This window comes from Mesobacillus persicus (assembly GCF_900109925.1).
Taxonomy (GTDB): Bacteria; Bacillota; Bacilli; order Bacillales; family Cytobacillaceae; genus Mesobacillus_B; species Mesobacillus_B persicus.
This window is the reverse complement of record NZ_FOBW01000004.1, coordinates 189103-202032: the sequence shown is the minus strand read 5'-3', so window position 1 is coordinate 202032 and position 12930 is coordinate 189103. Positions and strand designations below refer to the sequence as shown.

Below are 12930 nucleotides of genomic sequence, written 5' to 3'. Positions count from 1 at the left end.
TGATTTACAGTAAATTCGTGGATTTGGTCGTCGATTTTTGACTTACTAGCCAGTTTGCTTTGTTTACTTGCCGATTTTTTGATTTACTAGCCAAAAATCTACAATTTATATGCCAAAAGACATAATATGTAAAAAGACAAAACACATACTACCAATAAATTAGAAATCCACGATAATAATATTTTCCAAAACTAGTAATATGTTTTAATCAAAAGTTTTGATAAAATAGGTTTAACTGACGATTAAACGCAAATCTTGATATAAAGGCTGGTGACATGGGGTGACGTTCGTTTGGTTCATGGAATTGCTCAAGGGGACAGGTCAACTTTTTCTTCACCCTTTGTTCTATTATTTCTTATTTTTAGCAGCAGTTTTAGGAGTTTCTCGGGTAAAACGTGAGCGCAGGAATTTCCATGTACGTGCAGAGGATGCATATTTTGAGTTGAGGCAGCTGCTACCTATTGGGCTTCTCATTGGATTGGTGCTATCGGTCATTACGATTCTAGCGGGACTGACTGTACCATTCGCTTTAATCATCTTAACTGCAGCTGTGACGATTCTTTTGAGTTTGCCTGCAAGGGTAAGACTTCTTTCTCCAGTTTATACGGTAGGAATAGCTTTCTTTATTCTCATTTTTACGACAGGTCAAGATTTGGGAATCCCGTTCATTGGACATTATTTCGAATCACTTGAAGACAAAATTTACCCATCCGTTGCTCTTTTGTTGGCGCTACTCGTAATCGGGGAAGGGTTATTAATTAAAAATAACGGGGCGAAGGGCACTTCTCCAAAATTGGTCAAAAGTAAGCGGGGACAGACGGTTGGTGTTCACGAAGTCAAACGGCTTTGGATGCTTCCGATGTTTCTTTTAGTTCCAGGTGAAGCAATTGAAATCCATTTTTCTTGGTGGCCTTTATTCGTAGTTGGTAATCAATCCTACTCTTTACTCCTTGTTCCATTTGGCATCGGGCTGCATCAGCAGATTCAGGGGATGCTTCCGAAAGAAGCAATCCGTCTTCACGGAGGGCGTGTCATCGGGCTAGGAGTTCTTGTACTGGCGATTGCGATTGCGGGTTATTGGTTTCCACTTGCCTCGATTGGAGCAGTTGCGGCTGCGATCATTGGCAGAGAATTAATTGCCTTTGGCCAACGAGTTCAAGACGAGGGACGTCCGTTTTATTTTTCAAAGCAAAATCAGGGCGTCATGATTTTAGGAGTGATTCCAGATTCCCCAGCTGCTAAAATGGCACTACAGGTTGGGGAAAAGGTGACGAAGGTTAACGGTGTCTCTGTTAATGATGAGAAAGGCATTTACGAGGCAATTCAGCGAAATGCCGCTCACTGTAAACTTGAGGTCATCGATACGAATGGTCAGATTCGGCTCATCCAACGGGCATTATATGTAGGTGACCATCACCAATTAGGTATTCTATTTGTCCAAGATGAAAAGAAATGGGATAGTTCAGCCGTTTAGTTAACAAAAAGGATGTCTCGAAGTTCGCTTTGAGACATCCTTTTTCTCTATTTTGAAGTTGGCTAGAATAGCAAAAAAATAATAAAATCCAAAATAATTAAAAAATAGGCCAAAAGAGTCTTATATTAACATACCCCAAACTGTATAATATAAAAGTTATATGTCATTTCGTAAATTAAAAGTACGAATAGATGTTTTTAAGAAACGAGGCATTGAGATGAATTTATTTGAATCCAATGAAACAGTCCAGGCGTTAAATGCAATTGGGGAAAATATATTTGTTGCTGATACGAATTTTGACATTGTTTGGGTGAATGACTACGCAGATGAACTGATTAAAAAAATTGGCTCGTTCATAAATATTACTAGAAAAGAAGAGTTATATGGACGGAATATAAAGGATTTTCACCGTAACCAAGGGAAACAGCAAGCTAATATCCTACTGAACGGTCCTTTTCCGTACCAAACGAAAATTAACCTCTTTGACCGTTACAGTGCCAGTATTGTGGTTAACCCATTAGACAGAAACGGTAGTAGAATAGGTTATATTTTGACTTGGAAAGATGTAACCGAATATGAGGAAGATCGGGCAATCATGGAGGGTATGTATACACCAATCCTCGAAATGTATTTAGACGGAGTCCTGTTGATTCCGATAACTGGAGTGTTAAAAGCAGACCGGATTCAAAAGATGAAGGAAAAAACTCTCTGTATGGCTTCTGAAAAAGGAGCGGAATATGTGGTAATAGATTTCACGGGTATGACCGAAATTGATGAGCGATTTGTTCTGAATGAAATCAATTCTTTGTCAAGTGCATTACGGCTATTGGGTGCGGAGGTCCTTTACACTGGTTTTTCAGTTGATTTAGTCAAAATGATGGTCCATCAAGGACTCCAAGTCAATGCGATGACCTTTAAATCTGCAAGACAAGCGATGAATTACTTAGTTCGAACAAGAGCAAGTAAAAGCTAGCCGGTTACATCAGTCAAGGAGTTCATTAACCTTGGCTTTTTTCATTTTAAGGAAGCTAGTTTGATTGACACGGTGTTTAATTTGTACTACCATTTATCTCAGAATAAGTATATTTTTATTTAAGGCTCTTTTCACTACTTTGTTGTTATAGGAGCTTTTTGAGAAAAGAGCGTGCAAACTCTGTATCATCGCGCAATTAATAGATAATTTGATTTGGGGCGTGAACAACAATCTCTACGAAAACAGGTATTTTAAAAAGTACAGTAAGTTATTTTGGGCCAATGGGGTCCTTATATTTTAAAAGTATATCTCGAATTCAAGATAATAGTCGTGGGTAGTCGAAAGGTAAAGTTCAAACACAAGGAAGCAAAGTGATTGATATGAGACAATAAATAAAAAGTAGGAGGCGATTTGTTTGCTTGCCATTGATCCATCCGCCAACACTGAAAGGGAAAATTATAAGCTACTTACAGGAAGTATCATTCCAAGGCCGATTGCTTTTGTAACGACCTTGTCAAAACAAGGAGTTCTAAATGGTGCTCCCTTCAGCTACTTTAATATTGTCTCAGCTAATCCGCCGATGATATCGTTATCTATTCAGCGAAACGGTCAATCTCTAAAAGATACTGCTCGCAACATTCATGATACGAAAGAATTTGTTGTTCATATCGTCGATGAGCAAAATGTGACGAAAGTAAATGAGACAGCAGCAAGTCTTCCAGCAAATCAAAGCGAAATTGATCTTGCCAATCTAACTACGGTTTCGAGTACAAAAGTTTCTGTACCTGGGGTGAAAGAAGCGAAAGTTCGAATGGAATGTACACTAGAGCATTCCATTGAAATAGGGGAAGGGAGCACTGATTTCATCATCGGTAGAATCGTTCAGTTTCATATTGAGGAAACTATCTACGAGCAAGGAAAGATTGATCCTACTGGACTTGCAGCAGTCAGTCGACTGGCGGGGAATGACTATGCAAAAATCGGGGAGATTTTTACAATTAAAAGACCAAAATGATAAAAGTGAATTCAAATCGAGGGTAGGAGGAAAAAGGATGAAACATATATTTCAAAAAGGCAGTGATCCATCTAGACCTGTATTGTTATTGCTACATGGTACAGGGGGAAATGAATTAGACTTATTGCCGCTTGCTGAGAGAGTGGATGGAACAGCTTCTGTGTTAAGTGTTAGAGGGAATGTGCTTGAAAATGGGATGCCAAGGTTCTTCAGACGATTAGCGGAAGGCGTGTTTGATGAGGAGGATTTAGTGGCTCGTACGAAGGAATTATATGAATTCCTTGATGAAGCGGCGGAGCAATATGACTTTGACAGAAGAAATATTGTCGCAGTTGGTTATTCAAATGGTGCGAATATTGCAGGGAGTCTGATGTTCCATTACGAGGATGCTTTAAAGGGAGCGGTTCTTCACCATCCAATGGTTCCACGTAGAGGCATTGACCTACCGAATTTATCAGGAAAGCCTGTTTTCATAGGTGCCGGTTCGAATGATCCAATCTGTCCTGCACAGGAATCAGAAGAGCTTAAGTCCTTGTTAGAGAATGCCAATGCAAATGTCGAACTTCATTGGGAGAATCATGGCCATCAGCTTACCTTCGGAGAAGTTGATGCGGCAGCAAAGTGGTATCAGCAGAATTTTTAACGATATTTTACAACCTAGGGAGGAGCGAAGGCTCCTCCTCTTTTTGTCCTTCCTTCAAGCCTGTGCCTGGCAAGTATGTACCACAGAATTGCTGGTGGATGGACAATCTAGTAAAAATAGGAAGAACAGCCAATGAGAGTAATTTTCATCCTTTTTCTTGCCCTTCTTCTTCCGTTAATGAGATAATTATTTAATAACTAATAAGTTTTCAAGTAAGGTTACATTAACCAAATTGCTATTTTCTTTCAATTGCGCTTCATCTTAAAAGTTATGTGCAACTAGCTTGAGGTGAACAACATTTAAATTTAGATGGAGAATAGGGTGATTATGAAAAATAAATGGGGCAAACTGAATTTTACCCAGGGTAAAATAAATGGGAAGATTATTTTGGTGGGTATGGTGCTTTTGGCCATTGCTGGACTTTTAATGACTGGCCAGGATTTCCTTCGTCTCATTCTAGACGGAGATATTGATAAAATTAGAACGGCTTTCACAGGAAATCCCTTAAATGCTTTTCTGTTCATGCTGCTTGTAATGATGATCCAAAATAGCTTTACCGTGATTCCGCTTATCTTAGTGATTACCATTAATATCACACTATTTGGAGTAGTGAATGGTTTTTTATGGAGCTGGTTTACTAGCGTAATAGCAGCAGTACTTGTGTTTATAGGTGTACGTTTTTTATTTAAAGATTTGTTAATCAACCGATTTCCACCACGTGTGCTCGAAGATGTCCAAACAAAAGGGTTTACCTATGTGTTTCAAGCGCGAATTTTTCCGTTTGTCCCTACCAGTTTAATCAATATATTGGCTGGATTGAGTACTGTACACTTCAGGCATTTCTTTTTGGGCACGATGTTTGGGAACTTCTTATTCTTCATTGTGCTTTCGCTCATTCCAGCGGGCATACTCTCGTCATCATTTAGTGAGTACGAACTAGGAATGATTCTATTTGCAGCCATTACCGTATTCCTCGGTTTAAGGAAGGTCTATCTACGAAAGAAGCGATCAATTATAAATGAGCCACTAGAGGGATCACCTAGCAAGGAAATTAGTAAGTAACACTGGTAAGCTCTTTTCGCTATGTAAAAACAGCTTGCGAACTAATTTACTCTCACCAAATAGCTTTTTCCTACGATAAAATCGGCTTTAGGATTTTAACGACAATCATTACGAAACAGCCCTTTGTAACAATAAAGGATGTAGTCATCAATGAAAAACGGAAGTCTTAATGAAATGAAGGCTCTGAAGATATTCCGGTTTTTAAGGAACAAGAGGCCTTGTCGACAAATGTGAAAGAAGAAGATATTGCCCTACCTCTGCAATTACTGGAGTTAATCGGCCGAACGAAAAAAGAGATGGATCACTAATTCTAAAGTATAATTTATAGCGTAAATAGATTGAAAGGTTGGTAAAAGATGAAATTATATAGCTCCATTCTTGAATTAATCGGAAAAACACCCATTGTAAAAATGAATAGAGTTCCAAAACCAACAGGTGGAGAAGTCTATATGAAGCTTGAATCTTTTAATCCGGGCGGAAGTGTGAAAGACCGTGCTTCGATTAATATGATTGAGCGTGCAGAAGCAGAAGGGAAGCTCATTCCAGGGAAAAGTACTGTGATTGAGCCGACATCTGGGAATACGGGCATTGGGATCGCGATGGTCTGTGCTGTAAAGGGTTACCGATGTATTATTACGATGCCAGCAAATGCAACGGCTGAACGCGTGAAAATTTTAAAGGCATACGGCGCTGAAGTTCATTTGACTCCTGCGGACCTCCGTATGCAAGGAGCCATTGATGAGGCCAATCGTTTAGCAGAGAATATCGAGGACACGTTCATTCCAATGCAGTTTGAAAACCAAGCAAATTCAGACGCACACCGAGGAACAACGGCTGTCGAGATATTGGAAGCATTTGAAGGCAAGCTGGATGCCCTTGTGTTAACTGCTGGAACAGGTGGGACAGTAACCGGTGTTGGTGAAGAGTTAAAGAAGCATATTCCAGGAATAAAAATTTATGTGGTCGAGCCATTTGGTTCGCCTGTTTTATCAGGAGGAGAGCCAGGGCCACATAAAATTCCAGGAACAGGACCAGGTTTCATACCGAAAATCTTAAATCGCGAAGTTTACGATGAAATCCTTCATATCAAAGATGAAGAAGCCCAAGTAATGGCTCGACGTCTAGCCGCAGAAGAAGGGATTTTTGTTGGAGCGTCCGGTGCGGCCTCTGCTCATTTTGCCGTTGAAATTGCCCAATCTCTCCCGACTTCGGCAAGGGTACTCTGTTTGGCACCTGATACAGGAGAGCGTTATTTATCTTCTGATTTATTTCCTGGTTAAAAGAAGATCCGGATAGCCAATAAAAGGGGCTCGCGCTTTTTATTGGCTTTTCATCGAACGGTTACATGATGTGTGTGAAGTGAGGGATACTAACGTTTCGAAAGGAGTTGGATTGATAAGATGGATTTAAAAGTTAAGTGGAATGGGAAAATGGCTTTCTCAGGAGCATCACCTTCTGGACATGAAATGAAAATGGATGCAGCCGCTGAAATTGGTGGAGAGAACTCAGGGCCAAGACCAACAGAATTGCTTTTGAATGCTGTGGCTGGTTGTACAGGAATTGATATTATCTCAATCCTGCAAAAAATGCGCTTGGAGCCTACTTCTTTCCAAATGGATGTCTCAGGAAGTCGAGCGGACGACCATCCGAAACGCTTTACCGAAATACATATCCACTATTCCTTGGAAGGTGAATTGCCTGATGATAAGGTCGTGCGGGCGATTCAGTTATCTAAGGATAAGTACTGCTCGGTCTCTCATTCATTGAATGCGAACATTACTGCAAGTTATTCCATTAACGGAGTGAAAGGCGAAGCTCAACTCTAACTGTCATTTGAATTATCAGGGTACTCACATAAAAAAAATTGCCGATTTCCACTTGGGAATTGGCTTTTTTTAATTGTGGCTCAGTAAACCATTCCTGGCTGTTTATTAGGTTGATGGGTGCTGAAAAAACCCCTCGCTGTTTAACACGCCTTCTAAAAAAATGATATAGTAAATTAAAAGACTTTTCTGAATGGGGGAGAAGAATGAGAAGGTTAGAGGGGAAAAGGATTGCCTTAGCAGGTTCACGTAAAATAGAAGAAATTAGCAAGATTATTACGAATTTAGGGGGAGTTCCACTCGCTCGCCCAGCACAAGGAACGGTTTTTCTAGATGATTCAAAACTAGAGGAAGATATCCGCGAACTTGTGAAGGGGTCGTACGATTGGTGTATTTTTACGACAGGAGTTGGAACAGATACTCTACATAAAACCGCAGAGAAGCTTGGATTGGTAGAAGAATTCATTCAAGCAATCAGCGAATCGAAGGTAGCCGCTCGCGGTTATAAGACTGTAAACACCCTAAAAAAACTGGGGATCACGCCAATCGTAAGGGACGATGATGGAAGTACAGCGGGCTTAGTTCGCTCATTAGCCACTCATCTCCAAAAACACGCAAAGGTTGCCCTTCAACTGCATGGGGATCCGGCGCCGAAATTAATTTCATTTTTAGATGAACAAGAAGCTGAGTATAAAGAAATACTCCCTTATCAACATATCCCACCACAGCAAAAAGTACTAGAGCAGCTTGTACTAGAAATCATCAGCGGTGAAGTAGATGCCGTTAATTTTACAAGTACCCCACAAGCTAGATTCCTCTTTTCCTATGCACGCAATATTGGCAAGTTGGAGGATGTCTTATCGGCTTTTTCGAACGATGTTGTCGCCGTTGCAGTTGGGAAGGTAACGGCTGCAGCTTTAAAGGATGAGGGAATCGAACGAGTGGTTGTTCCTGAAATCGAGCGAATGGGAAGCGCCATCGTTGCATTAGAAAACTATTTTTCCAGAGCCTGAACCTACAGTGATGCTGTATTGTCCGGTCTTTACTAAGCAGTAAAATGAATATTTCTTGGACAGCTACCATATGTATTATGGTAGCTTTTTTTAGTCGTGCAGGTGAATGGGGTGGTACTATCTTTATAAAATTAGCAGCAATGTTTACCGGAAGTATTTTAGTTGGGATTGCCATTAATGGTTTTTTGGTTCCACATCAATTATTAGATGGGGGAATTGTCGGTGTTGCCCTGATTCTTCATTATTATTTTGAGTTTCGGACAGGCTTGTGGACGGCGTTGTTAAGCATTCCCTTAAGTATTTATGCTTTTTTTAATGATAGAAAACAATTTTATGGTAGTTTTCAAGGAATGATTGTAACGGCGTTTTTTATCGATGTATTATCCCCTTTGGAGTATGAATTTTCTCTTCCGCTTTGGTTAAGTGCGATTTTAGGGGGTGCCATAAGTGGAATTGGGGTTGGGTTAATGCTCCGATATAAGACAAGCACTGGGGGAACCGATCTGCTAGCTTATTTTATTGCGAAAGCAACTCCATTAAATATTGGACTCCTCATCTTCTTAATCGATGGAATCATTGTACTGTTGGGTTATCCTACCCTCGGACTTCAAAGTTTGATCTTCTCAACCCTCACCATTTTCATTGGAGGGTCTGTTGCATCGATCTGTTATGAGAGAATTTAACGGACTCTAACATCATCTCACGGTAATATTTTCTTGTCTGTCTATAAGAAAACAGCTATGCTAAATGGTAACAAAGATGGTCTTTTCGATGGAAGAATCAGAACGGACAGGGAAAGGTGAATGATTTGTTATGAAGTATATGCTGGCTTTGTTATTACCGGGGATGATTGTTGTTTTTTTTACAAGGGTTGTCTTTAATCATTACTTAGGGCTTGTGTTGACTGTTGCACTAATCGCAGCCTCTGTTTATCGAGGGTATACCGATACGATGCTGCTTATTGTCATTGATGCCTTTTCATTAACGGTTGGTTTTTATTTTGCCAATAAAATGATCCAAAGGAAGCGACAAAAAAATTAACTGTGCCGAGGGTGTTAAACTCAGCACAGTTATGGAATAAAACTAGCAGTTAGATTATTGCAACAGCCATCACAATCACCTTTTAAAAGGGGCGGTGCTCCCTTTGCTAACCAGCTGTTTTAGGAAGAATAATGGAAAAAGTTGTTCCTCTTCCTAGTTGGCTTGATACTTCAATTTTACCTGACATTGATTTCAAGATATTGAAAGCAACTAAGGTCCCTAGACCCGTCCCGTTTTTCTTCTGTGATTGAATCGGGCTACCAATGGTCCTTACCTCATTATTAGCCATTCCTTTTCCATTGTCTTCAATTAAAATATAAATCGAATCTAGCATCTCATGAATTGCGACTTCAACCACTCCATCTTCTTTCGTGGCCTCAATTCCATTTTTGATGAGATTTAATAATGCATGTCTGAATTGATATGGATCCCCTTTGACGGTAAGTTCTTTGTCAATGGCAGGGAAAAACTTCAGTTCCACTTCATGCATTTGGGCGTATGATTGAATCGAGTGCAGGGTAGCTTCAAGTTCGCTATGAACATTTAACTTCATCTTTTGACTGTTTTGATCCTTTGCTAACACAAGGTAATCTCTAATAATATTTTGAGCTGCCTCGAGTTCCTCTACCATTTCATTGACGACGGCACGTTTGTTAGAAGGTAACTCCATTGTCTTTATGATCTCAACAGAATTATGAATATTAGTAATCGGGCTCTGCAATTTGTGAGCAATACTAATTGAAAACTGACTTAATAAATGCATTCTTTCATACTCGGTGATCTCAAAGTTGATTTTATCTAACTCTAATAGTGATTCATGAATATGACGAGTCGAAAGCATGGTTATAATATTTAGGGTAGCAAACAAAATCCATAATACGAATTCTCTTCCAGATAACACTTGGTCATCAAGAAACTGGGTTCCAAACCCGAATATCATGATGGCAATCGCTAACAGAGAGAGTGCGTATAAGCGTTTATGCTTTGAATCAAACTTTTCGTACTTATGAAGTGAAAAATGGAGGATGGCGAGAAGAACAAAACATATAAAGATTGTTAGGTAAATCCCTTCTCCACCGATGATAAAACGTGTGCTTAAAACAATTCCTAATAGAGGAAAACCAACTTGATAACCGCCATAAAGAAAGCCAAGAATAAGCGGAATATATCTGAAATCCAATATATAGCCTTCATTAATTGAAACAGGGAAAGCCATGCAAAGGAGAATGGATAGGCCATAGATGAAAATGAGTCCTAGCTTCCGTTTTGTAACGGATTGAAATTTCCTTTTAAAATAAGCTTGATAAAATAAAGTCGGAAATAAAATCATTAAAATCTGAATTAGCCATAGACCGACTGGAAAGTAAAATAAACGGTCCATACCCTCATAAAACAACTAAATCACTTCCCTTCCTTCATCATATCCTCCCATTTTAAAGGACAACGATTGATAAAGCTGTATTAGATATCACACTTATGAACTATTTGTGTATTTTTTTTCTTATGCATAGGCTGTTTTCGCAAACTTTTTAAAAGAAACAATCTTTTAAAAAGTTTGCGAAAACAGCCTTTGTTCAAGATGTCTGGTAAAAAAGTCCGCAATGTCTAAATAGGATTTTGTCGGTATTTGTCCTTATTCAAACGTTTGATTAAAATTGTGCCAAAGTTGGTCGTAGCAACGATATCACTAGTTAATCAAACGTTTGATTAATTAGGATTCGACTCGTTTTTGTTTAAACTGACATTTCAGAAAATATTTTAGAACGTTTGTTTGCTTATTGTTGGTTAGTTTTGTATGCTTTGTGGTAGAATGGTGATATAGATTTAGACAACTGGACTTGCATTCTTGATGCAGACTTTTAGGATAAAGGGATAAGGAAATTTGTTTACAGGAGGCTTCGTTGTGGACCAGTTTGAATTAGTGTCAAAATACTCCCCACAAGGTGATCAACCGGAAGCGATTAGACAACTGGTTCAGGGGGTAAATGAAAATAAACAACATCAGACGTTGCTTGGAGCAACGGGGACTGGAAAAACATTTACGGTCTCTAATGTCATCAAAGAAGTAAATAAACCGACGTTGGTCATTGCCCATAATAAAACTTTGGCTGGCCAGCTCTACAGTGAATTTAAGGAATTTTTCCCAAACAATGCGGTTGAATATTTTGTTAGTTATTACGATTACTATCAACCGGAAGCATATGTCCCTCAGACGGATACGTTCATCGAAAAGGACGCTAGTATTAATGATGAGATTGATAAGCTTCGTCACTCTGCAACCTCTTCCTTATTTGAACGCAGAGATGTGATTATTATTGCCAGCGTTAGTTGTATATACGGCCTCGGTTCTCCGGAGGAATACCGTGATATGGTCGTTTCGCTTAGATCCGGAATGGAAATTGAGCGCAACAAACTATTGCATCGCCTTGTTGATATTCAATATGAACGAAATGATATTGACTTTAAGCGTGGGACGTTCCGCGTGCGTGGTGATGTAGTTGAGATTTTCCCTGTATCTCGGGACGAGCATTGTATTCGTGTTGAGTTTTTTGGTGATGAAATTGATCGGATTCGTGAAGTTGACGCCTTGACTGGTGAAATTATCGGTGAACGCGACCATGTGGCGATTTTCCCGGCATCCCACTTCGTAACACGTGAAGAAAAAATGCGGGTGGCCATTGAAAATATTGAAAAAGAACTAGAAGAGCGACTTGTGGAACTCAGAGAAGACAATAAACTCCTTGAAGCCCAACGGCTTGAGCAACGTACTCGCTATGATTTAGAAATGATGAGGGAAATGGGTTTTTGTTCCGGGATTGAGAACTACTCCCGTCATTTAACGTTAAGATCGGCAGGGGCAACGCCTTATACGTTAATTGACTATTTCCCGGAAGACTTTTTACTCGTAATTGATGAGTCACATGTTACCTTGCCGCAAGTAAGAGGGATGTACAACGGTGACAGAGCGCGGAAAAATGTCCTTGTTGACCATGGCTTTCGCTTACCATCTGCGCTCGATAACCGTCCACTCACTTTTGAAGAGTTTGAAAAACATATGCACAACGCCATTTATGTATCCGCAACCCCTGGTCCATATGAGATGGAACATACCCCGAAAATGATTGAGCAGATTATCCGTCCAACAGGATTATTAGACCCAACGATTGATGTTCGGCCAATCGAAGGTCAGATTGATGACTTAATCGGGGAAATTCAAGAGCGGGTTAAGCAGAATGAGCGGGTATTGGTGACGACCTTAACAAAGAAGATGTCCGAAGATTTAACGGACTATTTAAAAGAAATTGGTATTAAAGTGAACTATCTACATTCCGAGATTAAGACACTTGAACGGATTGAAATTATTCGTGAATTGCGGCTAGGAAAATATGATGTCCTAGTAGGAATCAACCTTTTAAGAGAAGGACTTGATATTCCTGAAGTCTCATTGGTGACAATTCTAGATGCTGACAAAGAAGGGTTCCTTCGTTCGGAACGTTCGTTAATTCAAACGATTGGTAGGGCAGCCCGAAATTCCAATGGACACGTGATTATGTATGCTGACAGGATGACCAATTCGATGGAAATAGCGATTAGTGAGACGAAACGCCGTCGAGCCATCCAAGAAGAATATAATGAAAAGCATGGAATCACTCCACAGACCATCCAGAAGGACATTCGTGATGTCATCCGTGCAACGATTGCGGCTGAGGAACAGGAAGAATTCAACCCTTCTGAAGGTTTAAAGAAGCTTTCTAAGAAAGAACGTGACGAGGTTATCGTCAATATGGAAAAAGAAATGAAGGAAGCAGCAAAAGCGCTTAACTTCGAACGCGCTGCCGAGCTTCGTGACCTTATACTTGAGTTAAAAGCGGAAGGATGACAGAAC

At 39.8% G+C, this 12930-nt stretch carries 12 protein-coding genes; 11 read left to right on the top strand and 1 reads right to left on the bottom strand.

Going from position 1 to position 12930, the window contains the following annotated elements; all coding sequences use genetic code 11:
* Positions 1–298 precede the first annotated feature (298 nt).
* The 10 genes from BMX30_RS07920 to BMX30_RS07875 all read left to right on the top strand — a co-directional run bounded on the left by BMX30_RS07920 (position 299) and on the right by BMX30_RS07875 (position 9044).
* Complete coding sequence (locus tag BMX30_RS07920; RefSeq protein ID WP_090743552.1) at positions 299–1474, top strand: PDZ domain-containing protein; 1176 nt, start codon at positions 299–301, stop codon at positions 1472–1474.
* Between the two features lie 217 nt (positions 1475–1691).
* Entirely contained in the window at positions 1692–2447 is a 756-nt protein-coding gene (locus BMX30_RS07915; protein ID WP_090743335.1) for a hypothetical protein, read from the top strand.
* Positions 2448–2862: 415 nt separating this feature from the next.
* Positions 2863–3462, top strand: a complete 600-nt coding sequence (locus BMX30_RS07910) for a flavin reductase family protein (RefSeq protein ID WP_090743332.1) — start codon at positions 2863–2865, stop codon at positions 3460–3462.
* A gap of 37 nt (positions 3463–3499) precedes the next feature.
* Positions 3500–4105: an alpha/beta hydrolase gene (locus BMX30_RS07905; RefSeq protein WP_090743328.1), complete on the top strand. Its 606-nt coding sequence runs from the start codon at positions 3500–3502 to the stop codon at positions 4103–4105.
* A gap of 327 nt (positions 4106–4432) precedes the next feature.
* Entirely contained in the window at positions 4433–5167 is a 735-nt protein-coding gene (locus BMX30_RS07900; RefSeq protein WP_090743325.1) for a TVP38/TMEM64 family protein, read from the top strand.
* A gap of 356 nt (positions 5168–5523) precedes the next feature.
* The gene (gene cysK, locus BMX30_RS07895) at positions 5524–6447 is read left to right on the top strand and encodes a cysteine synthase A (protein WP_090743322.1); all 924 of its coding nucleotides are present in this window, start codon (positions 5524–5526) and stop codon (positions 6445–6447) included.
* A 120-nt stretch (positions 6448–6567) separates the two neighbouring features.
* Positions 6568–6993 (top strand): OsmC family protein, encoded by a 426-nt coding sequence (locus tag BMX30_RS07890; RefSeq protein WP_090743320.1) that lies wholly within the window; start codon positions 6568–6570, stop codon positions 6991–6993.
* 203 nt (positions 6994–7196) lie between these two features.
* Positions 7197–8003: a uroporphyrinogen-III synthase gene (locus BMX30_RS07885; protein WP_090743317.1), complete on the top strand. Its 807-nt coding sequence runs from the start codon at positions 7197–7199 to the stop codon at positions 8001–8003.
* A gap of 44 nt (positions 8004–8047) precedes the next feature.
* Positions 8048–8686 (top strand): YitT family protein, encoded by a 639-nt coding sequence (locus tag BMX30_RS07880; protein WP_244532526.1) that lies wholly within the window; start codon positions 8048–8050, stop codon positions 8684–8686.
* Between the two features lie 130 nt (positions 8687–8816).
* Positions 8817–9044 (top strand): CsbA family protein, encoded by a 228-nt coding sequence (locus BMX30_RS07875; RefSeq protein WP_090743313.1) that lies wholly within the window; start codon positions 8817–8819, stop codon positions 9042–9044.
* Between the two features lie 106 nt (positions 9045–9150).
* On the opposite strand, the gene BMX30_RS07870 is transcribed toward BMX30_RS07875, so the two are convergent.
* Entirely contained in the window at positions 9151–10440 is a 1290-nt protein-coding gene (locus BMX30_RS07870) for an ATP-binding protein (RefSeq protein ID WP_090743310.1), read from the bottom strand.
* 507 nt (positions 10441–10947) lie between these two features.
* Here BMX30_RS07870 and uvrB point away from each other — a divergent pair.
* Positions 10948–12924 carry an excinuclease ABC subunit UvrB gene (uvrB, locus tag BMX30_RS07865; protein WP_280139944.1) on the top strand — a complete coding sequence of 659 codons (1977 nt, stop codon included), beginning with the start codon at positions 10948–10950 and terminating at the stop codon, positions 12922–12924.
* Positions 12925–12930 lie beyond the last annotated feature (6 nt).

What these genes read in the sequence shown, in the direction of transcription:
- BMX30_RS07920 (WP_090743552.1), top strand. Translation starts at nt 299, where the DNA reads ATGGAATTGCTCAAGGGGACAGGTCAACTTTTTCTTCACCCTTTGTTC.
- BMX30_RS07915 (WP_090743335.1), top strand. Translation starts at nt 1,692, where the DNA reads ATGAATTTATTTGAATCCAATGAAACAGTCCAGGCGTTAAATGCAATT.
- BMX30_RS07905 (WP_090743328.1), top strand. Translation starts at nt 3,500, where the DNA reads ATGAAACATATATTTCAAAAAGGCAGTGATCCATCTAGACCTGTATTG.
- BMX30_RS07900 (WP_090743325.1), top strand. Translation starts at nt 4,433, where the DNA reads ATGAAAAATAAATGGGGCAAACTGAATTTTACCCAGGGTAAAATAAAT.
- cysK (WP_090743322.1), top strand. Translation starts at nt 5,524, where the DNA reads ATGAAATTATATAGCTCCATTCTTGAATTAATCGGAAAAACACCCATT.
- BMX30_RS07890 (WP_090743320.1), top strand. Translation starts at nt 6,568, where the DNA reads ATGGATTTAAAAGTTAAGTGGAATGGGAAAATGGCTTTCTCAGGAGCA.
- BMX30_RS07885 (WP_090743317.1), top strand. Translation starts at nt 7,197, where the DNA reads ATGAGAAGGTTAGAGGGGAAAAGGATTGCCTTAGCAGGTTCACGTAAA.
- BMX30_RS07880 (WP_244532526.1), top strand. Translation starts at nt 8,048, where the DNA reads ATGAATATTTCTTGGACAGCTACCATATGTATTATGGTAGCTTTTTTT.
- BMX30_RS07875 (WP_090743313.1), top strand. Translation starts at nt 8,817, where the DNA reads ATGAAGTATATGCTGGCTTTGTTATTACCGGGGATGATTGTTGTTTTT.